Raw genomic sequence first — 23,651 nt, forward strand, 5'->3', positions numbered from 1 at the left:
CGTTGTAGGTGACACACCACCCGCCCTAGAGCGAGTGGTGTGCAGGGTGCCCGATCAGGAATGGATCGGGCGAAGATCAATCAGTATTCCCAGAACATCCGTTGCAGCTCTTTGCTGTCATTGGTTTTGGTCAGGGCGACCATCGCCAGGATGCGGGCTTTTTGCGGGTTCAGGTCGTGTGCAACAACCCAGTCGTACTTGTCGTCTGGCTGTTCGGCGTTACGCAGAACGAAGCCGCCAGCATTGACGTGGGACGAGCGAATGATTTGTACGCCATCCTTGCGCAGTGCTTGCAGGGCCGGAACTACGCGAGAGGACACCGAGCCGTTACCGGTACCGGCGTGGATGATCGCCTTGGCACCGGACTGTGCGAGAGCCTTGTAGGCAGTGTCGCTGACGTTGCCGTAGGAATAGGCGATTTCTACGTCAGGAAGGCTCTTGATGTTTTTGATGTCGAATTCCGAATCCATGGTGTGACGCTTGGCTGGCAAGCGGAACCAGTAGGATTTGCCTTCAACCACCATGCCCAATGGACCCCAGGCGCTTTTGAACGCTTCGGTCTTGATGTTGATCATTTTGCTGACATCGCGACCGGACTGGATTTCATCATTCATGGTCACCAGTACGCCTTTGCCGTGCGCTTCTTTGCTGCTGGCCACGGCCACGGCGTTGTACAGGTTGAGCATGCCGTCTGCAGACATGGCGGTGCCCGGACGCATCGAGCCGACGACGATGATCGGCTTGTCGGTTTTTTCCACCAGGTTGAGGAAGTAAGCGGTTTCTTCCAGGGTGTCGGTGCCGTGGGTGATGACGATGCCGTCGACGTCTTTGCTGTCAGCCAGTTCGGCCACGCGGCGACCCAGTTGCAGTAGGTTTTCGTTGGTGATGCTTTCCGAGGCAATCTGCATGACTTGTTCGCCACGCACATTCGCCAGTTTGCTCAGCTCGGGAATACCGGCGATCAATTGTTCGACACCCACCTTGGCCGCCTGGTAGGTGGCGCTGTTGGCGGCGCTCGCGCCAGCACCGGCAATGGTGCCGCCCGTAGCAAGTACCACAACGTTAGCGAGCTTGGTCTGGGTTTCGACTTCTTTTGCCTGGAGGGCGGTGGGCAGGAGCAGGAGGAGGGCCAAAGCGCCCGGAACCAAAGTATTGAAAGCAGATTTCATTATTTTTCTCTCTAGTAGTGAGACGGTGCTGATGCAGGTTCATCTAGATGCACCCCAAGCCGATCTGGATTCTTGGGATGCGATGAAGGGAGCAGGATCTGTACCAGCGCTACTTTGCGTTATAAAAATGTTTAACCTGATGATTTGCATCAAGATTTTCTCAGTTTGAAAATCCTGCGCACCATCCTCTATCCGGGTTTCCGAACAATGGACGCCTTCGCGTTCGGCTCTCCGAAAAGGACTACTGCTTCTGTCGAGTGATTCGGGTTGCCGGTTTGGGGTTTTCTGCTAAAGAAAGCTTCGCGCAGGCCGATGGGTGTTCAAGGAAACTAAAAGGTAGGGAGTTCACATGTCACTGACGGTCGGTTTTTCAAATCCCGGTGCAGTCACCATCGGCGGCAAAACCGCAGCGACGATCAACGCATTGAGCGAGGCAGAGGCGGACGCCTCTGCCGAGGCGCTGGGTACGGAGAAAGATCAAGGCAACCAGGTCAGAACCGGTGGAGCTGCCGCGCCAGAAGACAGCAAGGCTGAAAGCGGCGACAACCTGAGCGTCACGGTCAAGATGTTGCTCAAGCGAATGCAGGAGCTGCAGAAGCAACTTCAGGAGCAGCAACAACAACTGGCGGCCGCACAAGCCAAGACCTATCCGACGCCTGAGGCCAAATCGCAAGCGGTGATGTCCATTCAGGGGCAAATCGCGCAAACCAGCGCTGCAATGGCAGAAGTGGCCGGTGCACTGGTCAAGGAAATGACGAAGAGTTCTACCAGCGGTAACCTGGTCAGCACCACGGCATAAGAAGCGAAGGGGCGAGTCCGACGATTCGCCCTACAACAAATGACGATTTCTGATTGTTGACAAATGTCGGCGGGATTCGCATAGTTCGGTCTACGCAAACGTTTGCGCGGCTTTTTCGGCGCAGTATCGGCCAGAAAAGCCGGTGTAGCTTACGCCAGCGCAAACGTTGCTCACAATAATCATAAGATCGGAGTGAACCCATGAAGCTGCCATTCGCTGGACGTCTTCTTGCTGTCGCTATGCTGGCTGCCACAGCCGCCGCACTACCTGTCTCCTCGGCATTCGCCGAATCCGCCGAAAAACCTAAAGTCGCGCTGGTCATGAAGTCTCTGGCCAACGAATTCTTCCTGACCATGGAAGATGGCGCCAAGGCCTACCAGAAAGAACACTCCGCCGATTTCGACCTGATCTCCAACGGTATCAAGGACGAAACCGACACTGCCGGCCAGACTCGCATCGTCGAACAGATGATCCTGGCCAAGGTCAATGCACTGGTTATCGCACCCTCCGATTCCAAGGCCATGGTGCCGGTGATCAAGAAAGCCGTCGATGCCGGCATCACCGTGATCAACATCGATAATCAGCTCGATCCGGCCATCGTCAAAAGCAAAAATATCAGTGTGCCTTTCGTAGGCCCGGACAACCGCAAAGGTGCGCGTCTGGTCGGCGAATACCTGGCCAAGCAGCTCAAGGCCGGTGACGAAGTCGGCATCATTGAAGGCGTCTCCACGACGACCAACGCCCAGCAGCGCACCGCCGGCTTCAAGGATGCGATGGACGCTGCACAGATCAAGATCGTTTCCCTGCAGTCCGGTGACTGGGAAATCGACAAGGGTAACAAGGTTGCCGCGTCGATCCTCAGCGAATACCCGGATGTCAAAGCGCTGCTGGCCGGCAACGACAGCATGGCTGTAGGTGCGGTCTCCGCCGTGCGCGCTGCCGGCAAGGCCGGTCAGGTCCAAGTCGTCGGTTACGACAACATCAATGCCATCAAGCCAATGCTCAAAGACGGCCGCGTGCTGGCTACTGCTGACCAGTTCGCTGCGAAGCAAGCTGTGTTCGGCATCGAAACCGCGCTGAAAATCATCAAAGGCGAGAAAGTCGACAGCGGCGCCAACGGCGTGATCGAAACACCGGTCGAACTGGTCACCCAGTAAGTCTTCTGGCGACACAACGGCGCTCGTCCGTCCGGGCGAGCGCATGGAGAGTTTTTATGTCAGTTTCCGCCCCGAACGCTGTCCTCTCGGTCAGCGGTATCGGTAAGACCTATGCGCAACCGGTGCTCAGCGGCATCGATCTGACGCTGATGCGCGGTGAAGTGCTGGCGCTGACCGGCGAGAATGGTGCCGGCAAAAGTACGCTGTCGAAGATCATTGGCGGACTGGTCACGCCGACCACCGGCCAGATGCAATTCCACGGCAAGGACTACCGTCCGGGCAGCCGTACCCAGGCTGAAGAGCTTGGCGTGCGTATGGTCATGCAAGAACTCAATCTGTTGCCGACGCTGTCGGTCGCGGAAAACCTGTTTCTCGACAACCTGCCAAGCAACGGCGGCTGGATCAGCCGCAAGCAACTGCGCAAAGCGGCGATCGAAGCCATGGCGCAGGTCGGTCTTGACGCGATCGATCCGGATACGCTGGTCGGCGAGTTGGGTATCGGGCATCAGCAGATGGTCGAAATCGCCCGCAACCTGATCGGCGATTGCCATGTGCTGATTCTCGACGAACCGACCGCGATGCTCACCGCGCGCGAAGTCGAAATGCTCTTTGAGCAGATCACCCGCTTGCAGGCGCGCGGCGTTTCGATCATCTACATTTCCCACCGTCTCGAAGAGCTTGCCCGAGTGGCGCAGCGCATTGCCGTGCTGCGTGACGGCAATCTGGTCTGCGTCGAGCCGATGGCCAATTACAACAGCGAGCAACTGGTTACGCTGATGGTCGGTCGTGAACTGGGCGAACATATCGACATGGGGCCGCGCAAGATTGGTGCTCCGGCGCTGACGATCACCGGTTTGACTCGCTCTGACAAAGTGCGCGATGTCTCGTTCGAAGTGCGTGCCGGCGAGATCTTCGGGATTTCCGGACTGATCGGTGCAGGGCGCACGGAATTACTGCGTTTGATATTCGGTGCAGACACCGCTGACAGCGGCAGCATTGCACTTGGCTCGCCAGCCAAAGTAGTCAGTGTGCGCTCGCCAGTCGATGCGGTGCGCAATGGCATCGCGTTGATCACCGAGGACCGCAAGGGTGAAGGCCTGCTGCTCAGTCAGTCGATCAGCGCCAATATCGCTTTGGGCAATATGCCGGAAATCTCCAGTGGCGGTGTCGTCAACAACGGCGACGAGATCGCATTGGCGCAACGTCAGATCGACGCTATGCGCATCCGCAGTTCAAGCCCGACGCAGCTGGTTTCAGAGTTGTCCGGTGGTAACCAGCAGAAGGTCGTGATCGGCCGCTGGCTGGAGCGTGATTGTTCGGTGTTGCTGTTCGATGAGCCGACCCGTGGCATCGACGTTGGCGCCAAATTTGACATTTATGCCTTGCTCGGCGAACTGACGCGCCAAGGCAAAGCGCTGGTTGTGGTGTCCAGTGACCTGCGCGAACTGATGTTGATCTGCGACCGGATCGGCGTGTTGTCGGCAGGACGGCTGATCGACACCTTCGAGCGCGACAGCTGGACCCAGGATGACTTGCTTGCCGCCGCGTTCGCCGGCTACCAAAAACGTGATGCGCTGCTCAATGAAGCGGCGCCTAGGGATCTCCCATGAAAACTGCATCTCCTGCCGGCAAACGTGGTGGCAACTTCTATGGCCTTGGCACCTATCTTGGCCTGGCCGGTGCCTTGCTGGCGATGATTGCGCTGTTCTCGGTCTTGAGCAGCCACTTTCTGTCGTATAACACCTTCAGTACCTTGGCCAACCAGATTCCTGATCTGATGGTCTTGGCGGTCGGCATGACCTTTGTACTGATCATCGGTGGCATCGACCTGTCCGTTGGTTCGGTACTGGCATTGGCGGCCTCTACGGTCAGCGTCGCCATTCTCGGTTGGGGCTGGGGCGTGTTGCCGTCAGCGCTGCTCGGCATGGCAGTGGCGGCACTGGCCGGCACCGTTACCGGTTCGATCACCGTGGCGTGGCGGATTCCATCGTTCATCGTTTCCCTGGGTGTGCTGGAAATGGCTCGGGGTCTGGCGTATCAGATGACCGGATCGCGCACCGCGTACATTGGTGATTCGTTCGCCTGGCTGTCGAATCCGATCGCGTTCGGCATCTCGCCATCGTTCATCATTGCCTTGCTGGTGATCATCATTGCTCAAGCAGTTTTGACCCGCACCGTGTTCGGTCGCTACCTGATCGGCATCGGCACCAACGAAGAGGCGGTGCGTCTGGCGGGGATCAATCCGAAACCCTACAAGATTCTAGTGTTCAGCCTGATGGGCCTGCTGGCCGGTGTCGCCGCGCTGTTTCAGATCTCTCGTCTGGAAGCCGCTGACCCGAATGCCGGTTCCGGTCTGGAGCTGCAAGTGATCGCCGCGGTGGTGATCGGCGGTACCAGCCTGATGGGCGGACGCGGTTCGGTGATCAGCACGTTCTTTGGCGTATTGATCATCTCGGTACTGGCGGCGGGTCTGGCGCAGATCGGCGCGACCGAGCCGACCAAACGAATCATCACTGGCGCCGTCATCGTGATCGCGGTGGTGCTCGATACTTATCGCAGTCAGCGCGCCAGTCGCCGGGGCTAAGACATGGCAACGATCAAGGACGTGGCAGCCCTCGCGGGAATTTCCTACACGACGGTGTCGCATGTGGTGAACAACACCCGCCCGGTCAGTCAGGAAGTGCGGCTGAAAGTCGAGGCGGCGATCAAGAGCCTCGACTATGTGCCGAGCGCGGTGGCGCGCTCGTTAAAGGCCAAGACGACTGCGACCATCGGCCTGCTGGTGCCAAACAGTCTCAACCCGTACTTCGCGGAATTGGCACGGGGCATCGAGGATTACTGCGAGCGTAACGGCTACTGCGTGATCCTCTGCAACTCCGACGATAACCCCGACAAGCAGCGCAGCTATTTACGCGTCCTGCTGGAGAAGCGCATCGACGGTTTGATCGTCGCCTCCGCTGGCGGTGACAGCGGTCTGGCGCAAGGGCTGGCCGGGGTGAAAACGCCGATGGTCATCGTCGACCGTGGTCTGGACGGTGTCGATGCCGATCTGGTGCGCATCGACCACGAATACGGCGCATACCTGGCGACCCGGCACTTGTTGGAATTGGGTCATCGCGACATTGCCACCATTGGCGGTCCGGCCAGTACCAGCGTGGCGCAGATGCGTCAGGCCGGTTATTGCCGGGCGCTGAAAGAGGCGGGCATTGAAGTTCGCCAGGAGCGCATGCTGGAAAGTGATTTCACCAGTACCGGCGGCTACAACGCGGCAGCGATTCTCCTCGAGAGCAATCCACCGAGCGCGATCTTTGCCGGTAACGACATGATCGGCATCGGCGTGCTGCGCGCCGCAGCGGAGCGCAATGTTCGCGTGCCGAGCGAGCTGTCGGTGATCGGTTTCGACGATATCCAGATGAGTCGTTACGTGTATCCGGCACTCACCACGGTGGGGCAATCGATCCTGCAGTTGGGCGAGATGGCGGCCGAAGTGCTGTTGCGAAGGATTGCTACGCCGACTCTGGGTACCGATCAGCGGATCGTGACCCCGAGTATTGTCTTGCGCGAATCGACCGCCCCGTTGTCCGGCGTGTTCACCGAATACCGCTGAAACCGAATTGACGAGTAATGATGTATGCCAGCAAATGTAGTGGTAATAGGCAGCCTGAACATGGATCTGGTGACCCGGGCGCCGCGGCTTCCCGTCGGTGGTGAAACGCTGATCGGTCATTCGTTTGCCACGGTTTCCGGCGGCAAGGGTGCCAATCAGGCGGTGGCCGCCGCGCGTTTGGGCGCACAGGTGGCAATGGTCGGCTGCGTTGGCAATGACGACTATGGCGTGCAATTGCGTAACGCCTTGTTGGCCGAGCAGATCGATTGTCAGGCAGTGAGTACAGTCAATGACTCCAGCGGCGTGGCGCTGATCGTGGTCGATGACAACAGTCAAAACGCGATTGTCATTGTCGCCGGTGCCAACGGTGCCATGACGCCCGCAGTGATCGATCGGTTTGATGCGGTGCTGCAAGCCGCCGACGTGATCATCTGCCAGCTCGAAATTCCCGATGCCACGGTGGGGCATGCGCTCAAGCGTGCCCGCGCCCTCGGTAAAATCGTCATTCTCAATCCGGCGCCGGCCAGTCGTCCGTTGCCGGCAGACTGGTTTGCCGCAATCGACTACCTGATTCCCAACGAGAGCGAAGCGGGCGCATTGAGCGGATTGCCGGTGGATTCTCTGGAAACCGCAGAAGGTGCTGCCAGCAAGCTGATCGCCATGGGGGCAGGCAAAGTCATCATTACCCTCGGTGCTCAAGGTTCGCTGTTCGCCAATGGCAACGGCTTCGAGCATTTCCCTGCGCCGAAAGTGAAGGCTGTCGACACCACAGCGGCGGGGGACACCTTCGTCGGTGGTTTTGCCGCTGCGCTGGCCAATGGCAAGTCCGAGGCTGAAGCGATTCGCTACGGGCAGATCGCCGCCGCGCTGTCAGTAACTCGTGCCGGTGCGCAACCGTCTATTCCAACCCAATCCGACGTACAGGCTTTTAAACCCGCATGAAAAAGACTCCTCTGCTCAACGTCGCCTTGTCGCGGCTGATCGCGTCCCTGGGCCATGGCGACATGGTGGTTATTGGTGATGCCGGGCTGCCAGTGCCGCCGGGCGTCGAGCTGATTGATCTGGCGCTGACCCATGGCGTCCCGGATTTCATCAGTACCCTGAAAGTCGTGCTCAGCGAGATGCAGGTGGAAAGCCATGCACTGGCCAAAGAAATCTTCGACAAGCAACCGACCGCGCTGAATACGCTGGACGCGTTGAATGAAGAGGGCGCTCTGGGCCGTCGCGATTTGCTCAGTCATGAGCAATTCAAGGTTCTCAGCCGACAGGCTCGGGCGATTGTTCGTACAGGCGAATGTCAGCCGTACTGCAACATCGTGCTGGTCGCTGGAGTCACCTTTTAACTTTTGATTTCACAAGCACAAGGAATGCGCCATGCAACGCTATGCTCAGAAACTGCATCAACTCATCCGGGGTTTACTGCTTTTGTCCGTAATCACTGCGACCGGCGCTCAGGCGGCGGAAAAAATCGACCTGATCATCGATACCGATCCAGGGGCCGACGATGTGGTCGCCCTGTTGTTCGCGCTGGCCTCGCCAGACGAACTGAACATTCGCGCGCTGACCACCGTGGCCGGCAACGTGCGCCTCGACAAGACTTCGCGTAACGCGCGCCTGGCTCGCGAGTGGGCAGGGCGCGAAGACGTACCGGTTTATGCGGGCGCGCCAAAGCCGCTGATGCGCACGCCGATCTACGCCGAGAACATCCATGGCAAGGAAGGCCTGTCGGGTGTCACCGTGCACGAACCGAAAAAGGGGCTGGCTGAAGGCAATGCCGTCAACTACCTGATCGATACCCTGAAAAAAGCCAAGCCGCACAGCATCACGATCGCCATGCTCGGTCCGCAGACCAACCTGGCATTGGCGCTGATCCAGGAGCCTGAAATCGTTCAGGGCATCAAGGAAGTGGTGATCATGGGCGGTGCGCACTTCAACGGCGGCAACATTACCCCGGTGGCGGAGTTCAACCTGTTTGCTGACCCGCAAGCGGCCGAAGTGGTCCTGAAAAGCGGCGTGAAACTCACCTACCTGCCACTGGACGTGACCCACAAGATTCTCACCAGTGATGCGCGCCTGAAACAGATCGCTGCGCTGAACAACAACGCGAGCAAGATTGTCGGCGACATCCTCAATGAGTACATCAAAGGCGACATGGAGCACTACGGTATTCCGGGTGGCCCGGTGCATGACGCTACCGTTGTGGCCTATCTGCTCAAGCCGGAACTGTTCACCGGTCGCTCGGTGAATGTCGTGGTGGATAGCCGTGAAGGGCCTACTTTCGGTCAGACCATCGTCGATTGGTACGATGGCCTGAAAGCGCCGAAGAACGCCTTCTGGGTGGAAAACGGCGACGCGCAAGGCTTCTTTGACTTGCTGACCGAGCGCCTGAAACGCCTGAAGTAAACCATTCGCCCGCAGGTGCCAGCCTGCGGGTTTTTACACCCTCTCAGTGTGTTCGTTCTGTTCGCTCGGATAGCGTTCGAAAATCTGCTTGATGAATTGCTTGGCCGCTTCCGTACCCAGCTCTTTGACCAATAGATCGATACCAATCAGCGCCAGTTCTTCTGTGGTTCCCGGGCTGTAGGAACTGTGGCCGTCTGCCCATTTGGCTTTGATGTCGGCGTCGATGCTGATGGTGGTCATGGGAGCGCTCAAAGGTCGGAAGGTCTGTGCATCGAGTTAAACATTTTGTCGGCCATTTGGCACTGCGACTTAGGCATGAACGGAGCGCTATGCGACACTTGGTATTTCAAGGCTTTCCAAGGACCGTTCTGTGCAGATCGATTTGAATACCCCTGACGGCCTCACGCTCGACGCAGTGCGCCAGTTGCTCGCCTCGGCCAGTGATGACGAGCACACGCAGCTGCGCGTGACCAAGGGCGGTATCGCTTACATTTCTTCCGGCGTTACCGGCGGGCAGGATATCGACGGTTTGCTGTTTCGCCTGGAAACCTGGGCCAAGGGTTCAGGGTACGTGGGCAATGTCGCGGCCAGTGATGAGGTGTGGGTGATGCAGATTTTCAATGCGCTGAAGGACAACTGGCCGAATCCGCCGTATGACTACATCGACGTCTACTGAGCGCCATTAATATTCAGTCACGATTGATTGATGAAGTGACGCATGCCGCTCAGGCACACTCGGCGTTTTTCCGATCGTGGGGCAGGGTGATGGCCTTGGCTGTGAAACCAAACGCCGGATTGGCGGTCGCACGATCTCAGCTTAACCATTTTGAAAACAAGGAGGCTTCATGCCTTTGAAGTTCGCGACACTGGGTGCACTTATGGCCGCTGCCATGTTGGCCGGTTGCAGCACGACCTCCAGCGAGTCGGCAAAGGAAACTGCGGCGACCGAAGCCGGTCACAGCCGCTGTGAAGCAACGGCGGCGGAGTTCGCCATCGGCAAGAAAGCTTCGCCAGAGTTGCTGGAGCAGGCACGCAACAAAGCCGGGGCGCAAAATGCCCGCTTTCTCAAGCCGAACGACATGATCACGCTCGAGTACCGCTCCGATCGCTTGAATCTGAACACCGACAACAACCTGCTGATCACTCGGGTCAACTGTGGCTGATTAGCGAAGGCTTTTGTTGCAGACATAAAAAACCCCGTCACATGGACGGGGTTTTTTTAGTGCGCGCAGAAATTACTCTGGGCGAACCTGTGCAGCTTGCATACCCTTTTGGCCTTTCTCAGCCACGAAGGAGACGGTCTGGCCTTCTTTCAGGCTTTTGAAACCGTCGGATTCGATAGCTTTGAAGTGTACGAACAGGTCGTCACCGCCACCTTGAGGAGTGATGAAGCCGAAGCCTTTTTCATCGTTGAACCACTTAACGGTGCCGGTTTGGCGATTAGACATGGTGTATCTCCAAGAAACATATATTTTTCAGTACTGTGCTGCTCAGGCCAACTGGGCACACCCGGGTATCATAGTCGAAATGTTCGCTTTGGTAGCCCCCCGGACGTGCTGTTTGCCAATCAGTCGTGTTTTCTTTACTTCCTGTTTCCGCTGAAAGCCCCGGTTTAAAAGGCTTTGCGCGTAACGTAAAGACAATAAAAAAACCTGTAAAACCTGCATAAATCGTCTGAAAAGGCTCAAATTCAGCCCGTTTCCGGGGCGCTGAGCCGAGTCAGAATGGTTTTTTTATCACTTTTTGGCCGGTGTATTTGCCTTGCATTTGGCAATTTGGCCTAGCGCTTTCTGCTGAAGTTCAGGAGAGGCCTTGTTGTCCATCAGGGCCTGAATGTCAGCTGCAGGATAAGGCTTGATGGCATCAGCGCCACAAGCGCAGTGCGATTTGGCCGCAGCAGCACCGATTTGCGGAGTCGCCGCCTGGGTGCACTGCGCCATGTACTTCTCGCGCTCGCCCTTGGGCCAGTCGGCGTGGGCACTCAGCGGCAGCAACATAACGATAGGGGCGACGACGGCGAACAGGGTATTCAGACGCATGCGAGGATGCTCCTTGTGGGTCAATGTCTTGTTATCTGAGGGCTGAAGAGGCCATCAAGTTCAGCACTCTGGCATAAAAACGGACGATTTGCCTTCTGATCAAACAGAGGCATAAGTGACCGCTCATCTGTGCTAGCATGCCGGGCTCAAGCGTTCTCAGGCTCCGGATGACCTACAGTCCCGGCAGCGGTCGACGTGCGAATATTTCGATTTGAATCCCAGTCACTCTGGTTCGGTTTTCCGGTTGGCCGCAAGGCTCCTGCCGCTGTAAGGCAGGCGTTCGTCATTGAATGGCCTGGATCGGATCTTGTACTGGCTCATCCCAACCCACGTGACCTTTGGTAGGGGTCACCACTAGGAGAGGAGGCGCCATGCCAACTATTACTCTTCCCGACGGCAGTCAACGTTCATTCGATCACCCGGTTTCCGTAGCCGAGGTCGCCGCATCCATTGGTGCCGGTCTGGCCAAAGCCACCCTGGCCGGCAAGGTCAATGGGCAACTGGTCGACGCCAGCGACATCATCAGCAATGACGCGACCCTGCAAATCATCACGCCAAAGGATGAAGAGGGGCTGGAGATCATTCGCCACTCTTGCGCTCACCTGGTTGGCCACGCGGTCAAACAGTTGTACCCGACTGCGAAAATGGTCATCGGGCCGGTCATCGACGAAGGCTTCTATTACGACATCGCCTTCGAGCGTCCTTTCACTCCGGACGACATGGCTGCCATCGAACAGCGCATGCAGCAGCTGATCGAGAAAGATTACGACGTCATCAAGAAAGTCACTCGGCGCGCCGAAGTGATCGAAGTGTTCAAGGCCCGTGGCGAAGATTACAAACTGCGCCTGGTCGAGGACATGCCGAACGAACAGGCCATGGGTCTGTACTATCACGAAGAATACGTCGACATGTGCCGTGGCCCGCACGTGCCGAACACTCGCTTCCTGAAATCCTTCAAGCTGACCAAACTGTCGGGCGCCTACTGGCGTGGCGATGCCAAGAACGAGCAATTGCAGCGCGTTTACGGCACCGCTTGGGCAGACAAAAAGCAGCTGGCCGCTTATATCCAGCGTATCGAAGAAGCTGAAAAGCGCGATCACCGCAAGATCGGCAAGCGTTTGGGCCTGTTCCACACCCAGGAAGAATCCCCGGGCATGGTGTTCTGGCACCCGAACGGCTGGACGCTGTACCAGGTGCTCGAGCAGTACATGCGCAAAATCCAGCGCGACAACGGCTACCTTGAGATCAAAACCCCTCAAGTCGTTGACCGCAGCCTGTGGGAGAAATCCGGGCACTGGGCCAACTACGCCGACAACATGTTCACCACGCAGTCGGAAAACCGCGACTACGCCATCAAGCCGATGAACTGCCCGTGCCACGTGCAGGTGTTCAATCAGGGCCTGAAGAGCTACCGCGAACTGCCGATGCGTCTGGCCGAGTTCGGTGCCTGCCACCGTAACGAGCCGTCGGGTGCGTTGCACGGCATCATGCGCGTACGTGCGTTCACTCAGGACGACGCCCACATCTTCTGCACAGAAGAGCAGATGCAGGCTGAATCCGCTGCGTTCATCAAGCTGACCATGGACGTTTATCGTGACTTCGGCTTCACCGATGTCGAGATGAAACTGTCCACTCGTCCGGAAAAACGCGTCGGTTCCGACGAGCTGTGGGATCGCGCTGAAGCTGCACTGGCTGCAGCCCTTGATTCTGCGGGCCTGCCGTACGATCTGCAGCCGGGTGAGGGTGCGTTCTACGGTCCGAAGATCGAGTTCTCGCTGAAAGACTGCCTTGGTCGGGTCTGGCAATGTGGTACTCTGCAGCTCGATTTTAACCTGCCTGTCCGTTTGGGCGCTGAATACGTCTCCGAAGACAACAGCCGCAAACACCCAGTGATGTTGCACCGTGCGATCCTCGGTTCCTTCGAGCGTTTCGTCGGGATTCTGATCGAGCACTACGAAGGTGCGTTCCCTGCGTGGCTCGCGCCAACGCAGGCGGTGATCATGAATATCACTGATAAACAGGCAGATTTTGTTGCAGAAGTTGAAAAAACTCTCAACGAAAGCGGATTTCGTGCCAAGTCCGACTTGAGAAATGAAAAGATCGGCTTTAAAATCCGCGAGCATACTTTGCTCAAGGTTCCCTATCTTTTGGTTATCGGAGATAAGGAAGTCGAGATGCAGACTGTCGCTGTGCGTACTCGTGAAGGTGCTGACCTGGGCTCGATGCCCGTCGCCCAGTTCGCTGAGTTTCTCGCGCAAGCGGTTTCCCGGCGTGGTCGCCCAGATTCGGAGTAATTATTATTAAGCGTGAAATGAGACAAGATAAACGAGCTGCACCGAAAGCCCCGATCAACGAGAATATCTCGGCACGCGAGGTTCGGTTAATTGGCGCTGATGGCGAGCAGATTGGCATCGTCTCGATTGATGAAGCGCTTCGTATTGCTGAAGAAGCAAAGCTTGATCTGGTGGAAATCTCCGCAGACGCAATCCCACCGGTTTGCCGTGTGATGGATTACGGCAAATCGATCTTCGAAAAGAAGAAGCAGGTTGCCGCGGCGAAGAAGAACCAGAAGCAGATTCAGGTAAAAGAAATCAAGTTTCGTCCAGGGACGGAGGAAGGGGATTACCAGGTAAAACTGCGCAACCTGGTACGTTTCCTGAGTGATGGGGACAGGGCCAAGGTATCCTTGCGATTCCGCGGCCGTGAGATGGCCCACCAGGAGCTGGGGATGGAACTCCTCAAGCGGGTTGAAGCTGACCTGCTCGAGTACGGTTCGGTCGAACAGCATCCTAAGATGGAAGGACGCCAGCTGATCATGGTCATCGCCCCGAAAAAGAAGAAGTAATCAACAGGGCACGGCAGGCCTTCTGATTATGTTTATCAACTGAATGCGGAGTATCCGAACATGCCAAAAATGAAAACCAAAAGTGGTGCTGCTAAGCGGTTTCTGAAAACTGCTAACGGTATCAAGCACAAGCACGCTTTCAAGAGCCACATCCTGACTAAAATGTCGACCAAGCGTAAGCGTCAACTGCGCGGTAGCAGCTTGCTGCATCCGTCTGACGTGGCAAAAGTCGAGCGCATGCTGCGCCTTCGTTAATTTTAGTCAAGAATAGAGGAAGTAACTCATGGCTCGTGTAAAGCGTGGCGTCATTGCCCGTAAGCGTCACAAAAAAATTCTGAAACTTGCTAAAGGCTACTACGGCGCACGCTCCCGCGTATTCCGTGTTGCCAAGCAAGCGGTAATCAAGGCAGGCCAATACGCCTACCGTGACCGTCGTCAGAAAAAACGTCAGTTCCGCGCTCTGTGGATCGCTCGTATCAACGCTGGTGCTCGTGTTAACGGTCTGTCCTACAGCCGTTTCATCGCTGGCCTGAAAAAAGCGTCCATCGAGATCGACCGTAAGGTTCTGGCTGATCTGGCAGTGAACGAAAAAGCGGTGTTTGCTGCGATTGTCGAGAAAGCTAAAGCCACCTTGGCTTAAGTACCCCCGACAATCACCCGGCCTCACTTCCGTGGGGCCAGGTGGTAAACGTCTTAAATAGGGGAAGAGCCTTCAAGCTCTTCCCCTATTTTGTATCTGGAGTCTGTACATGGAAAACCTGGATGCGCTGGTCTCTCAAGCACTAGAGGCTGTGCAAAGCGCTGAAGATATCAATGCCCTGGAGCAAATCCGGGTTCAATACCTTGGCAAAAAGGGTGAATTGACTCAGGTGATGAAGACCCTGGGGAATTTGCCGGCAGAAGAGCGTCCGCAAGTCGGCGCTCTGATCAACGTTGCCAAGGAACGTGTCACAGGCGTTCTCAATGCGCGCATGGCCCTGTTTGAAGAAGCCGAACTGGCTGCCAAACTGTCCGCCGAATCCATTGACGTGACGTTGCCGGGCCGTGGCCAGACCTCCGGTGGTCTGCATCCGGTGACCCGGACTCTGGAACGTGTAGAGCAGTTCTTCACCCGCATCGGTTACGGCATTGCCGAAGGCCCTGAGGTCGAAGACGACTATCACAACTTTGAAGCGCTCAACATCCCAGGCCATCACCCGGCCCGGTCGATGCATGACACCTTCTATTTCAATGCCAACATGCTGCTGCGCACCCATACCTCGCCGGTACAGGTCCGCACCATGGAATCGAAGCAACCGCCGATCCGCATCGTCTGTCCAGGCCGCGTGTATCGCAGCGACTCCGATATCACCCACTCGCCGATGTTCCACCAGGTCGAAGGCCTGCTGGTTGATCGCGACATCAATTTTGCCGATCTCAAAGGCACCATCGAAGAATTCCTGCGAGTGTTCTTCGAGAAAGAGCTGGCCGTACGTTTCCGCCCTTCGTACTTCCCGTTCACCGAGCCATCCGCTGAAGTCGATATGGAATGCGTGATGTGCAGCGGTAAAGGCTGCCGCGTCTGCAAGCAAACCGGCTGGCTGGAAGTGATGGGCTGCGGCATGGTTCACCCGAACGTGCTGCGCATGTCCGGCATCGATCCGGAAGAGTTCTCCGGTTTTGCCTTCGGCATGGGCGTCGAGCGTCTGGCCATGCTCCGTTACGGCGTGAACGACTTGCGTCTGTTCTTCGACAACGACTTGCGGTTCCTCGCGCAATTTCGCTAGTCGTAACGAATTCTTAGGAGAGCAGGATGAAATTCAGTGAACAATGGCTGCGTGGCTGGGTTAGCCCGCAGGTAAATCGCGACGAGCTGGTTGCTCGTCTGTCGATGGCTGGCCTTGAGGTCGATAGTGTGACCCCGGCCGCCGGTGTTTTCAGCGGCGTGGTCGTGGGCGAGGTGCTGAGCACCGAGCAACACCCTGATGCCGACAAGTTGCGCGTGTGCCAGGTTAGCAATGGCGCGGAAACCTTCCAGGTCGTGTGCGGAGCGCCAAACGTGCGTCCGGGCCTGAAGATTCCGTTCGCCATGATCGGTGCTGAACTGCCGGGCGATTTCAAAATCAAGAAAGCCAAACTGCGTGGCGTTGAGTCCAACGGCATGCTCTGCTCGCAATCCGAGCTGCAGGTCGGTGAAGGCAATGACGGTCTGATGGAACTGCCGGCCGATGCGCCGGTGGGCGAAGATTTCCGTGTGTACCTTGATCTGGAAGACGCCAGCATCGAGGTCGACCTGACCCCGAACCGCGGCGACTGCCTGTCCCTGGCCGGTCTGGCCCGTGAAGTCGGCGCGCTGTACGACGCGCCGGTTACCCGTCCGGTGGTCATGACCATTCCTGCCGTGCACGACGAAGTGCGTTCGGTAGAAGTGCTGGCGCCAGCAGCATGCCCGCGTTACCTGGGTCGAGTTATCCGTAACGTTGACTTGTCCAAGCCGACGCCGCTGTGGATGGTGGAACGTCTGCGCCGCGCCGACGTGCGCAGCATCGACGCTGCCGTCGACATCACCAACTACGTGATGCTCGAACTGGGTCAGCCACTGCACGCTTTCGATCTCGCCGAAATCAATGGCGGCATTCGTGTGCGCATGGCGGAGGAGGGTGAGAAGCTGGTACTGCTCGACGGTCAGGAAGTCAGCCTGCGTAGCGATACGCTGGTGATTGCCGACCACACCCGCGCGCTGGCGATTGCCGGTGTCATGGGTGGCGAGCACAGCGGTGTGTCCGCGACCACTCGCGACGTATTCCTGGAAAGTGCGTTCTTCGACCAGATCGCTGTCGCTGGCAAGGCTCGTTCCTACGGCCTGCACACCGATGCGTCGCACCGCTACGAGCGTGGCGTCGACTGGCAACTGGCCCGTGAAGCCATGGAGCGGGCCACTGGCCTGCTGCTGGAAATCACTGGCGGCGAAGCCGGCCCGATCATTGAGACCGTCAGCGAGCAGCATCTGCCGTCGATCGCGCCGGTCACTCTGCGTGCTCAGCGCATCACTCAGATGCTCGGTATGGAAATGGATTCCGCCCAGGTTGAGCGTTTGCTCGGCGGCCTGGGTCTCGGTATTTCCGCCGACGGTGAAGGCCAGTGGCGCGTAGAAGTGCCAAGCCATCGCTTCGACATCAGCCTGGAAGTCGATCTGATCGAAGAGCTGGCCCGTCTGTACGGCTACAACCGTCTGCCGGTTCGTTACCCGCAAGCGCGTCTGGCGCCGCAAGCCAAGGCTGAAGCGCGTAGCCATCTGCCGGAGCTACGTCGTCTGCTGGTGGCGCGTGGTTATCAGGAAGCGATCACTTATAGCTTCATCGATCCGCGTCAGTTCGAACTGTTCAACCCGGGCGTCGAGCCGTTGTTGCTGGCCAATCCGATCTCCAATGACATGGCTGCCATGCGTTCGTCGTTGTGGCCGGGTCTGGTCAAAGCGCTGCAGCACAACCTCAACCGTCAGCAGGATCGCGTGCGTCTGTTCGAAAGCGGTCTGCGCTTCGTTGGGCAGCTCGAAGGCCTGAAGCAAGAGCCGATGCTGTCCGGTGTGGTTTGCGGTAGCCGTCTGCCGGAAGGCTGGGCACAAGGTCGCGACACCGTCGACTTCTTCGACGTCAAAGCTGACGTGGAAGCGGTGCTGGGCTTTGCCGGTGCACTGGATTCGTTCACTTTCGCTCCGGGCAAACACCCGGCGCTGCACCCGGGTCAAACCGCGCGCATCGAGCGGGAAGGGCGTGAAGTCGGCTTCATCGGCGCCATCCACCCGGAATTGTCGAAAGCCCTGGGGCTGGATCGTCCAGTCTTCGTTTTCGAGCTGGTTCTGGCGGAAGTGGCGCTCGGTAAAATGCCGAAATTCCACGAGTTGTCGCGCTTTCCTGAAGTGCGTCGTGACCTTGCACTGATTGCGCACAAAGACGTCGCGTCCGCAGCCGTACTGGACGTAATCCGTGAAAATGCAGGCGAATGGCTCACAGATCTCAGGCTGTTTGACGTGTATCAGGGTAAAGGTATTGATCCTGATAGAAAAAGCCTTGCAGTTGGCTTGACCTGGCAGCATCCATCGCGCACTCTTAATGACGATGAGGTGAATTCGACGACGCAAAATATCCTCACCTCGCTCGAACAAAGGTTGAACGCCACGTTAAGGAAGTGACGTATGGGGGCTTTGACGAAAGCTGAGATGGCGGAACGTCTGTATGAAGAGCTGGGCCTGAACAAGCGGGAAGCCAAGGAATTGGTAGAGCTGTTTTTCGAGGAAATCAGGCACGCTCTTGAAGACAACGAGCAGGTCAAATTGTCCGGTTTCGGCAATTTCGACCTTCGGGACAAACGCCAGCGGCCTGGCCGCAACCCGAAAACGGGGGAAGAAATCCCGATCACGGCTCGCCGTGTGGTCACCTTTCGTCCAGGGCAGAAGTTGAAGGCCCGAGTTGAGGCTTATGCTGGAACCAAGTCATAACGACGAACTACCCGTCATCCCGGGCAAACGCTACTTCACCATCGGTGAAGTCAGCGAGCTGTGTGCCGTAAAGCCACACGTGCTGCGCTACTGGGAGCAGGAGTTTCCTCAGCTCAACCCCGTCAAACGCCGCGGAAACCGCCGGTATTATCAGCGCCAGGACGTGCTGATGATCCGGCAGATCCGCGCGCTCCTTTACGATCAAGGTTTCACCATCGGCGGCGCACGCTTGCGTCTGTCCGGCGATGAAGCCAAAGACGACACGACTCAGTACAAACAGATGATTCGGCAGATGATTGCCGAATTGGAAGATGTGCTGGTGGTGCTTAAGAAATAAAAAGCAGCGTTTGAATACTTCCAGTTTTCAAACGCTTGCGCTATATTCTTGAGCGTTCCTCGAGGTGAAGAACGAGTTGCAAAACCAGTCGGGGCGTAGCGCAGTCCGGTAGCGCACTAGCATGGGGTGCTAGGGGTCGAGTGTTCGAATCACTCCGTCCCGACCATATATTTCAATGACTTAGCCCAATCTGAAAAGATTGGGCTTTTTCATGCTTGGGGAATTTTGAGGGGGTATCCCGTTTCTCTCCTCAAGATGGTCGGCGGCAGTCCTCTCGAATTGATTGCCCTCGATGCGGACTCAGCCATCGGCTGCGACGTGGGCTGCGTGGGTCATGCTGTCGTATACGCATGACTGCACCGATGCATGCTAGATGTCGATGAAAGCCATTACTCTCGATGTTAGACGACATTGCTTCTAGGGTGTCGCGTCTGTGAGGGCACCAATCAAATCTCTTGCTCTACAACTTAGCACTTTCGAAATAGCGCTATAGTGCTGATGTTACTTTGTAGGTCTGGTATATAGAAGTATATAGGCCGTAAGTATCTTTGACGCCAAGAAATGTCGAACTATATTTTTTTGCAGCAGACAAAATTCTATTTATTGGATGATGAGGTGTTGCTCAATGGAAAGTAAAATTCATGCAAATAAGGGCTGGCAGCGTATCGGGAAAATCCCATCGGCAGGCAATCTTTATGCAGATGGTACATGGTGCTTCAATACTCGCGAGCGAGACGCCAGAACCTGTGATGCTAAAGGATATGGTGTAGGTAAGGGCAACTACTACATTATGAATATTGATAAGGGAGACAAGAAGTATCCTTATAGCGGTGAGAAGGCAATAGTGGGGCAGGCAATATTTAGAGTCGGTGAGAATGGATCGCCAGAGGCGCTAGGTCTGCGAGGGGCGTTCAGTGGTGGTGAGGATGTGTGGATGATGATCAATGACACGTTCGACGGCCTTGATGACAATGACGGCTCCCTCCAACTCAGGTTTGTTCCGGCGGGAGGACGGTCGCTAGACCCGACAAACTCTCTCGGTGATCCCATCGGTACTCAATATCCAAAGGACACGTTCACGAACTAAGAATGGTTGCGTGGTTCTTCGCGTTTCTATTCGTGCGGGATTATGATGTTCCCACGTTCCAATAGTTTTCGTTCGATTTAACTTTGCTGGCCGTGCAGTTGTTGGGTTTTTCTGGTGCTAAAAATCAATAAAGTTGGGGGCTTGGGGGCGAGCACAAACAGGAGGGGCCATTGAGCGACTATCAGAGTCACTCTGTCCCGGTCGTTTAATTCATTCAAAAAGGCCAATGCATTCTGTATTGGCCTTTTTAGTACGTGTGCCTTTGGCTCGTGGTTGGTCGGTACATCCAAAGGCAAGTTGATTCCCTTTTTACTGATCGACGCGCCATTTTCATTGGTGGTCGATACCGTATTCTTCCCCTTCGAATATCAATACACCTGCAATTTATGACTTGCGGGTAGTGCAAGCTAAATCGGAATAAATCTCCCGTAGAAAAGCCTTGGCACACGCCAAGGCTTTTTCGTTTCCGACGCCACAGCCGATAAAACTCAGGACGATCCGACCCTGCCGTCCCGAACCTGCATCAGTGCAAACCCCAGAAGATTCAGGCCTTTCCACAGATTCGGATCGTTCACATCCGCGTGATCTTGCGCGAGCCCAATTCCCCAAATGTCATCAACCGGGCTCGCTTCGACAATGACCCGAGATCCAGTGCGCATCAGGTATTCGTCCAGCTCCGGGTTTTGGGAAAACTTGGCTTGGTTTGCCCGGACGACGATGTCGTATCGGTGTTGCAGCCAGCGTTGGTCGTTGAACCCGCGCACCTTGCGGCCGAGGGCTTTGGCGGCGTTCGGGGTCGGGGCCAGCAGCACTTGTGCACGAATTTCCTGGTCGTCGAACAAGGCTGCCTTCTCGGCCATCATGAAGTGTTCGGCTGTCGGGTAGCGTTGCCCCTCGACAACGAATTCGGCTTCGTACCACTGGCTGAAGCACGAAGCCGTGACGGCGTTTTTGCTTCGCTGGTGTCCCCAGAAGAAGGTGAAATCCAGAGGCTCTCCAGCGTTGAAGCGAGCGCGTAGATCTTCGAGAAGTTTAGAGTCGTGCAATGAGATTTCCTCGGTAACTGACTTTCGACGTTACAGTTGCTGTGCGTGTCAGGGCAATACGCAATATCGCCCAGAGACTAATCCAGTGGGCCCAATACCTGGCGGTAGTGTTCTTCGCCTTGAAGCGTCTGCCGGGTCAGGCGGATTTCCAGGCCTTGGGGGTTTTCTTTGCGATTGCCACTGAGCTGGCGCCAACCCATCTCGGGTTCCCAGACGCGCACTTGCAGATCGCTGATTCCGTCGAGCACCGCCACTGCCTGTTTCGGCGCAGGCAACGGGTAGCGATCACGTGGCGTGGCGGCGGCGCGGTACAGGGTTTGATCTTTCAACCACCAGCGCACGCGCTGCAAGCCGTTCTGCGAGGTGGCTGCACTGCGGATCACGTCAAGACGAAAGCGCTGGTCGTCGGCGCTGCGCACGCTGATTGCCGCTGGCTGCTCGGATCGTTCGTCATCGTTGTCGTTCAACTGTGGTTCGCGCAGTTCGATGCTGGCGCGCAAGGCGACATCTCGTTCCAGTTGATGCAGCGTGCGCAGCAGTGCTTCGGTGTGTTCGGTGCTCGCCTGCAGGTGCGTGTCGGCGCGGGTCACGCTGTCCAGACCGCGCCAGGCAATCAGGCTGACGATCGCCATGAGCATGATCGCGACCATCACTTCGATCAGGGTAAAACCCTCTTGCCGGTTATTCATGGCTGGTTGGCCAAGGTCAATTTGCCCGTGGCTGTGCGCTGCACGGTGAGCGTGTTCTGGCCGTCCGAGAGTTGCAGTTGCACGGGTGAATCGAACCACTCGGCGTTCAGTATCAGCGGCTGCCTGGGTGTCACTCGGACCTTCAGCGATGGCGTTTCCCAGTGACGGGGGCGCAGTTGCGGATCGGCGAGAAAGTGATCGAAGCCTGGGCCTTGTTCATTGCGACGGCTGAAACGAAAGCCGTTTTTCTCCGCCTGCCAAGTGATCGGGCGTCCATCGGCCAGGGCTTCGGCATGGGCGATTTGCAGCAACTGGATCAAGCGATTGGCGTCCTTGCGCAGCAGTTGCGCCGGGTCAGGCTTGATACTCAGGCTGACGGCGGCGCTGGCAATACCGATGATGATCAGCACCACCATCAATTCGATGAGGGTGAAGCCCGTTTGTCTGTCCTTGGTCATACCGCAACGTTCCTTCGTTGTGAATCCATTCTGGCGGATTCGAACCTTCAATCCCGATAGAAAAGCGAATGTTGTCCTGTAGACTGCGACGCAGGACAACAGGGAGGTTGGGTCTTGGCATTTACTTTTCGCTTATCCGCAACGCAGCTGGTGCAATCGGCGGCGCTGATCGCTGCACTGGCAGGGGGACTGTTCTGGTCTGTGCTGTTGCTGACGCCGGCAGAATCCCACGTTCCGGCGGTGGACCCCCAAGTGCTGCCGACGCGCGCTGAGACAGCGGCTTTGCAGTGGTTTTCCAACCAGCCGGCACCGTTGGATATCAAGGTTTCCGGAGTGCTGGCAGGGGCGCACGCTGCGGTGGCAATCCTGAGTCTCAACGACGGTCCGCCGCGCAGTTTTCTGGTGGGTGATCGCTTGACCCAGGGTGTGCGCGTGATAGCCATTGAACAGGATGCGGTGGTCATTGAGCGTGGCGCAGAACAGAGCCGATTAAAAGTCAGCACGCTGCCAGACTCCCTATCGCTGCCTCGACTGACTCGACCCTGAGCAGCGTCATTGGCGCTTTTCCTGTGGTCGGCCGAGTAAGGTTTCGAGTCGCGCCAGGGGCGGTGCCTGACGTTCGCGATCGGAAACCAGCAGCGTCACGCGCATCAATCGTCCATCGGTGCTCGGGGTCACGCGTTGGTCACAGCGCAGTTGCAGGCGACCTTGATCACAGTCGAAGGTTTTCACTCCCGGGGCAAAATCTTCCTCCAGACGCAGCTCGGCGAGCCGGGTTTGCGCCGCCAGCAAAGCGATCGAGCGATCACGCAGCAGACCATTGCTCTGGGTCATCAGACCCGCAACGCGAACGGCCGCAGACATGGCCACGGCGATGATTGCCAAGGCCACCAGAACCTCGATGAGGGTGAAACCTCGCTCCTTGCGCAACGCTTCCATGCTTGACTCTGCGGGTTGAAACCGGCCCGCAGAATAACACCCGCCCTTTGGCGAATGTGCAGAAAAACAGTGCGTTAATGATTGTTGTACGATGACTGGCTTTTGTTACACTGCGCGCCGAATGTAATCATGCCAAGGAAGGTTGAAATGGATTTCGCGCGCGTCAAATCTCAGTCCGCAGGCCGTCGAGGCCAGCAGGGTTTCACCCTGATCGAGATCATGGTGGTGGTGGTCATCCTCGGCATTCTGGCGGCGATGGTCGTGCCCAAGGTGCTCGACCGACCTGATCAGGCCCGAGCTACTGCGGCGAAACAAGACATCGCCGGCCTGATGCAGGCGCTCAAACTCTATCGCCTCGACCACGGCACTTATCCGACCCTGAATCAGGGTTTGAAAGTGCTGGTGGAGCGCCCAGCGGATGCGAAGAACAGCAACTGGCGCTCTTATCTGGAGCGCTTGCCCAACGACCCGTGGGGTCGTCCTTACAACTATCTGAATCCTGGCGCGAACGGTGAGATCGACATCTTCTCCCTCGGCGCAGACGGCCAACCCGACGGCGACGGCGTCAATGCCGATATCGGTTCCTGGCAGCTCTGAGA

Annotated in this window: 29 protein-coding genes, 1 tRNA gene and 1 pseudogene; 23 read left to right on the top strand and 8 right to left on the bottom strand. The window is 57.1% G+C overall.

The genetic code is table 11. The annotated features are described in order from the left end of the window. Positions 1-80 precede the first annotated feature (80 nt). Complete coding sequence (locus tag QOM10_RS10235) at positions 81-1,169, bottom strand: asparaginase (protein ID WP_034152752.1); 1,089 nt, start codon at positions 1,167-1,169, stop codon at positions 81-83. Positions 1,170-1,518: 349 nt separating this feature from the next. On the opposite strand from QOM10_RS10235, the gene QOM10_RS10240 reads away from it, so the two are divergent. From QOM10_RS10240 to QOM10_RS10275, 8 genes are all read left to right on the top strand, one after another. Beyond that, the gene (locus QOM10_RS10240) at positions 1,519-1,968 is read left to right on the top strand and encodes a hypothetical protein (protein WP_127926593.1); all 450 of its coding nucleotides are present in this window, start codon (positions 1,519-1,521) and stop codon (positions 1,966-1,968) included. Positions 1,969-2,168: 200 nt separating this feature from the next. After that, positions 2,169-3,125, top strand: a complete 957-nt coding sequence (locus QOM10_RS10245; RefSeq protein WP_077571943.1) for a sugar ABC transporter substrate-binding protein — start codon at positions 2,169-2,171, stop codon at positions 3,123-3,125. 56 nt (positions 3,126-3,181) lie between these two features. Beyond that, positions 3,182-4,735, top strand: a complete 1,554-nt coding sequence (locus tag QOM10_RS10250) for a sugar ABC transporter ATP-binding protein (RefSeq protein ID WP_160039060.1) — start codon at positions 3,182-3,184, stop codon at positions 4,733-4,735. Next, positions 4,732-5,709, top strand: coding sequence for an ABC transporter permease (locus QOM10_RS10255; protein ID WP_127926595.1), 978 nt, complete (start codon positions 4,732-4,734; stop codon positions 5,707-5,709). Before QOM10_RS10250 ends, QOM10_RS10255 begins: the two co-directional genes overlap by 4 nt. Positions 5,710-5,712: 3 nt before the next feature. Further along, entirely contained in the window at positions 5,713-6,732 is a 1,020-nt protein-coding gene (locus QOM10_RS10260; RefSeq protein ID WP_127926596.1) for a LacI family DNA-binding transcriptional regulator, read from the top strand. Positions 6,733-6,756: 24 nt separating this feature from the next. Further along, the gene (gene rbsK, locus QOM10_RS10265) at positions 6,757-7,674 is read left to right on the top strand and encodes a ribokinase (RefSeq protein WP_316917964.1); all 918 of its coding nucleotides are present in this window, start codon (positions 6,757-6,759) and stop codon (positions 7,672-7,674) included. After that, a complete protein-coding gene (gene rbsD / locus QOM10_RS10270; protein WP_123592850.1) occupies positions 7,671-8,075 on the top strand; it encodes a D-ribose pyranase in 405 nt (134 codons plus the stop codon). The genes rbsK and rbsD overlap by 4 nt, the downstream gene beginning before the upstream one ends. Before the next feature lie 31 nt (positions 8,076-8,106). Continuing rightward, the gene (locus QOM10_RS10275) at positions 8,107-9,135 is read left to right on the top strand and encodes a nucleoside hydrolase (protein ID WP_016984942.1); all 1,029 of its coding nucleotides are present in this window, start codon (positions 8,107-8,109) and stop codon (positions 9,133-9,135) included. Between the two features lie 33 nt (positions 9,136-9,168). On the opposite strand, the gene QOM10_RS10280 is transcribed toward QOM10_RS10275, so the two are convergent. Then, a complete protein-coding gene (locus QOM10_RS10280; RefSeq protein ID WP_102901219.1) occupies positions 9,169-9,375 on the bottom strand; it encodes a hypothetical protein in 207 nt (68 codons plus the stop codon). A 130-nt stretch (positions 9,376-9,505) separates the two neighbouring features. On the opposite strand from QOM10_RS10280, the gene QOM10_RS10285 reads away from it, so the two are divergent. Next, complete coding sequence (locus QOM10_RS10285) at positions 9,506-9,811, top strand: hypothetical protein (protein ID WP_007913485.1); 306 nt, start codon at positions 9,506-9,508, stop codon at positions 9,809-9,811. Positions 9,812-9,980: 169 nt separating this feature from the next. Continuing rightward, positions 9,981-10,298, top strand: coding sequence for an I78 family peptidase inhibitor (locus tag QOM10_RS10290; RefSeq protein ID WP_150751553.1), 318 nt, complete (start codon positions 9,981-9,983; stop codon positions 10,296-10,298). Between the two features lie 72 nt (positions 10,299-10,370). On the opposite strand, the gene QOM10_RS10295 is transcribed toward QOM10_RS10290, so the two are convergent. Both QOM10_RS10295 and QOM10_RS10300 read right to left on the bottom strand, forming a co-directional pair. Continuing rightward, on the bottom strand, positions 10,371-10,583 hold the full coding sequence (locus tag QOM10_RS10295) for a cold-shock protein (RefSeq protein WP_003179963.1): 213 nt from the start codon (positions 10,581-10,583) through the stop codon (positions 10,371-10,373). Between the two features lie 288 nt (positions 10,584-10,871). Then, a complete protein-coding gene (locus QOM10_RS10300) occupies positions 10,872-11,174 on the bottom strand; it encodes a hypothetical protein (protein WP_150774008.1) in 303 nt (100 codons plus the stop codon). A gap of 371 nt (positions 11,175-11,545) precedes the next feature. On the opposite strand from QOM10_RS10300, the gene thrS reads away from it, so the two are divergent. The 11 genes and pseudogenes from thrS to QOM10_RS10355 form a co-directional block, all read left to right on the top strand. Beyond that, on the top strand, positions 11,546-13,468 hold the full coding sequence (gene thrS, locus QOM10_RS10305) for a threonine--tRNA ligase (RefSeq protein WP_316917965.1): 1,923 nt from the start codon (positions 11,546-11,548) through the stop codon (positions 13,466-13,468). Next, positions 13,468-14,019: a translation initiation factor IF-3 gene (gene infC / locus QOM10_RS10310; RefSeq protein WP_171057393.1), complete on the top strand. Its 552-nt coding sequence runs from the start codon at positions 13,468-13,470 to the stop codon at positions 14,017-14,019. Before thrS ends, infC begins: the two co-directional genes overlap by 1 nt. 60 nt (positions 14,020-14,079) lie before the next feature. Then, a complete protein-coding gene (gene rpmI / locus QOM10_RS10315) occupies positions 14,080-14,274 on the top strand; it encodes a 50S ribosomal protein L35 (RefSeq protein WP_002553160.1) in 195 nt (64 codons plus the stop codon). 28 nt (positions 14,275-14,302) lie between these two features. Beyond that, entirely contained in the window at positions 14,303-14,659 is a 357-nt protein-coding gene (gene rplT / locus QOM10_RS10320) for a 50S ribosomal protein L20 (RefSeq protein ID WP_007913489.1), read from the top strand. A 109-nt stretch (positions 14,660-14,768) separates the two neighbouring features. Next, positions 14,769-15,785, top strand: a complete 1,017-nt coding sequence (gene pheS, locus QOM10_RS10325) for a phenylalanine--tRNA ligase subunit alpha (protein WP_003226365.1) — start codon at positions 14,769-14,771, stop codon at positions 15,783-15,785. Positions 15,786-15,811: 26 nt separating this feature from the next. Next, positions 15,812-18,190 carry a phenylalanine--tRNA ligase subunit beta gene (pheT, locus tag QOM10_RS10330; protein ID WP_316917966.1) on the top strand — a complete coding sequence of 793 codons (2,379 nt, stop codon included), beginning with the start codon at positions 15,812-15,814 and terminating at the stop codon, positions 18,188-18,190. Positions 18,191-18,193: 3 nt separating this feature from the next. Beyond that, positions 18,194-18,496 (top strand): integration host factor subunit alpha, encoded by a 303-nt coding sequence (gene ihfA, locus QOM10_RS10335; RefSeq protein ID WP_002553164.1) that lies wholly within the window; start codon positions 18,194-18,196, stop codon positions 18,494-18,496. Then, positions 18,477-18,833 carry a MerR family transcriptional regulator gene (locus QOM10_RS10340; RefSeq protein ID WP_003179985.1) on the top strand — a complete coding sequence of 119 codons (357 nt, stop codon included), beginning with the start codon at positions 18,477-18,479 and terminating at the stop codon, positions 18,831-18,833. The genes ihfA and QOM10_RS10340 overlap by 20 nt, the downstream gene beginning before the upstream one ends. Positions 18,834-18,922: 89 nt before the next feature. Further along, a tRNA-Pro gene (locus QOM10_RS10345) sits at positions 18,923-18,999 on the top strand. 459 nt (positions 19,000-19,458) lie between these two features. Beyond that, complete coding sequence (locus QOM10_RS10350) at positions 19,459-19,920, top strand: hypothetical protein (protein ID WP_150774009.1); 462 nt, start codon at positions 19,459-19,461, stop codon at positions 19,918-19,920. 270 nt (positions 19,921-20,190) lie between these two features. Continuing rightward, positions 20,191-20,310 (top strand): annotated as a pseudogene (locus QOM10_RS10355) (YceK/YidQ family lipoprotein); the annotation flags it as partial. A 98-nt stretch (positions 20,311-20,408) separates the two neighbouring features. Here the strand turns inward: QOM10_RS10355 and QOM10_RS10360 are convergent. The 3 genes from QOM10_RS10360 to gspH form a co-directional block, all read right to left on the bottom strand. Then, on the bottom strand, positions 20,409-20,966 hold the full coding sequence (locus tag QOM10_RS10360) for an NADAR family protein (RefSeq protein ID WP_316917967.1): 558 nt from the start codon (positions 20,964-20,966) through the stop codon (positions 20,409-20,411). A gap of 77 nt (positions 20,967-21,043) precedes the next feature. Further along, positions 21,044-21,655, bottom strand: a complete 612-nt coding sequence (locus QOM10_RS10365) for a type II secretion system protein GspJ (protein ID WP_127926603.1) — start codon at positions 21,653-21,655, stop codon at positions 21,044-21,046. Next, positions 21,652-22,113, bottom strand: coding sequence for a type II secretion system minor pseudopilin GspH (gene gspH, locus QOM10_RS10370; protein WP_127926604.1), 462 nt, complete (start codon positions 22,111-22,113; stop codon positions 21,652-21,654). The genes QOM10_RS10365 and gspH overlap by 4 nt, the downstream gene beginning before the upstream one ends. A gap of 114 nt (positions 22,114-22,227) precedes the next feature. On the opposite strand from gspH, the gene QOM10_RS10375 reads away from it, so the two are divergent. Continuing rightward, entirely contained in the window at positions 22,228-22,659 is a 432-nt protein-coding gene (locus QOM10_RS10375) for a type II secretion system protein N (RefSeq protein WP_150751550.1), read from the top strand. A 6-nt stretch (positions 22,660-22,665) separates the two neighbouring features. Here the strand turns inward: QOM10_RS10375 and gspI are convergent, their stop codons facing one another. Further along, positions 22,666-23,052, bottom strand: coding sequence for a type II secretion system minor pseudopilin GspI (gspI, locus tag QOM10_RS10380; RefSeq protein WP_316917968.1), 387 nt, complete (start codon positions 23,050-23,052; stop codon positions 22,666-22,668). Positions 23,053-23,199: 147 nt separating this feature from the next. Here gspI and gspG point away from each other — a divergent pair, with 147 nt between their 5' ends. Next, a complete protein-coding gene (gspG, locus tag QOM10_RS10385) occupies positions 23,200-23,649 on the top strand; it encodes a type II secretion system major pseudopilin GspG (RefSeq protein WP_016984958.1) in 450 nt (149 codons plus the stop codon). The last annotated feature ends 2 nt before the right edge of the window (positions 23,650-23,651 follow it).

It is taken from the genome of Pseudomonas sp. P108 (assembly GCF_032613195.1).
Lineage (GTDB): Bacteria > Pseudomonadota > Gammaproteobacteria > Pseudomonadales > Pseudomonadaceae > Aquipseudomonas.

Coding starts and splice junctions, on each gene's coding strand:
- QOM10_RS10235 (WP_034152752.1), bottom strand. CDS start 1,169: ATGAAATCTGCTTTCAATACTTTGGTTCCGGGCGCTTTGGCCCTCCTC.
- QOM10_RS10240 (WP_127926593.1), top strand. CDS start 1,519: ATGTCACTGACGGTCGGTTTTTCAAATCCCGGTGCAGTCACCATCGGC.
- QOM10_RS10245 (WP_077571943.1), top strand. CDS start 2,169: ATGAAGCTGCCATTCGCTGGACGTCTTCTTGCTGTCGCTATGCTGGCT.
- QOM10_RS10250 (WP_160039060.1), top strand. CDS start 3,182: ATGTCAGTTTCCGCCCCGAACGCTGTCCTCTCGGTCAGCGGTATCGGT.
- QOM10_RS10255 (WP_127926595.1), top strand. CDS start 4,732: ATGAAAACTGCATCTCCTGCCGGCAAACGTGGTGGCAACTTCTATGGC.
- QOM10_RS10260 (WP_127926596.1), top strand. CDS start 5,713: ATGGCAACGATCAAGGACGTGGCAGCCCTCGCGGGAATTTCCTACACG.
- rbsK (WP_316917964.1), top strand. CDS start 6,757: ATGCCAGCAAATGTAGTGGTAATAGGCAGCCTGAACATGGATCTGGTG.
- rbsD (WP_123592850.1), top strand. CDS start 7,671: ATGAAAAAGACTCCTCTGCTCAACGTCGCCTTGTCGCGGCTGATCGCG.
- QOM10_RS10275 (WP_016984942.1), top strand. CDS start 8,107: ATGCAACGCTATGCTCAGAAACTGCATCAACTCATCCGGGGTTTACTG.
- QOM10_RS10280 (WP_102901219.1), bottom strand. CDS start 9,375: ATGACCACCATCAGCATCGACGCCGACATCAAAGCCAAATGGGCAGAC.
- QOM10_RS10290 (WP_150751553.1), top strand. CDS start 9,981: ATGCCTTTGAAGTTCGCGACACTGGGTGCACTTATGGCCGCTGCCATG.
- QOM10_RS10295 (WP_003179963.1), bottom strand. CDS start 10,583: ATGTCTAATCGCCAAACCGGCACCGTTAAGTGGTTCAACGATGAAAAA.
- QOM10_RS10300 (WP_150774008.1), bottom strand. CDS start 11,174: ATGCGTCTGAATACCCTGTTCGCCGTCGTCGCCCCTATCGTTATGTTG.
- thrS (WP_316917965.1), top strand. CDS start 11,546: ATGCCAACTATTACTCTTCCCGACGGCAGTCAACGTTCATTCGATCAC.
- rpmI (WP_002553160.1), top strand. CDS start 14,080: ATGCCAAAAATGAAAACCAAAAGTGGTGCTGCTAAGCGGTTTCTGAAA.
- rplT (WP_007913489.1), top strand. CDS start 14,303: ATGGCTCGTGTAAAGCGTGGCGTCATTGCCCGTAAGCGTCACAAAAAA.
- pheS (WP_003226365.1), top strand. CDS start 14,769: ATGGAAAACCTGGATGCGCTGGTCTCTCAAGCACTAGAGGCTGTGCAA.
- pheT (WP_316917966.1), top strand. CDS start 15,812: ATGAAATTCAGTGAACAATGGCTGCGTGGCTGGGTTAGCCCGCAGGTA.
- ihfA (WP_002553164.1), top strand. CDS start 18,194: ATGGGGGCTTTGACGAAAGCTGAGATGGCGGAACGTCTGTATGAAGAG.
- QOM10_RS10340 (WP_003179985.1), top strand. CDS start 18,477: ATGCTGGAACCAAGTCATAACGACGAACTACCCGTCATCCCGGGCAAA.
- QOM10_RS10350 (WP_150774009.1), top strand. CDS start 19,459: ATGGAAAGTAAAATTCATGCAAATAAGGGCTGGCAGCGTATCGGGAAA.
- QOM10_RS10365 (WP_127926603.1), bottom strand. CDS start 21,655: ATGAATAACCGGCAAGAGGGTTTTACCCTGATCGAAGTGATGGTCGCG.
- gspH (WP_127926604.1), bottom strand. CDS start 22,113: ATGACCAAGGACAGACAAACGGGCTTCACCCTCATCGAATTGATGGTG.
- gspI (WP_316917968.1), bottom strand. CDS start 23,052: ATGGAAGCGTTGCGCAAGGAGCGAGGTTTCACCCTCATCGAGGTTCTG.
- gspG (WP_016984958.1), top strand. CDS start 23,200: ATGGATTTCGCGCGCGTCAAATCTCAGTCCGCAGGCCGTCGAGGCCAG.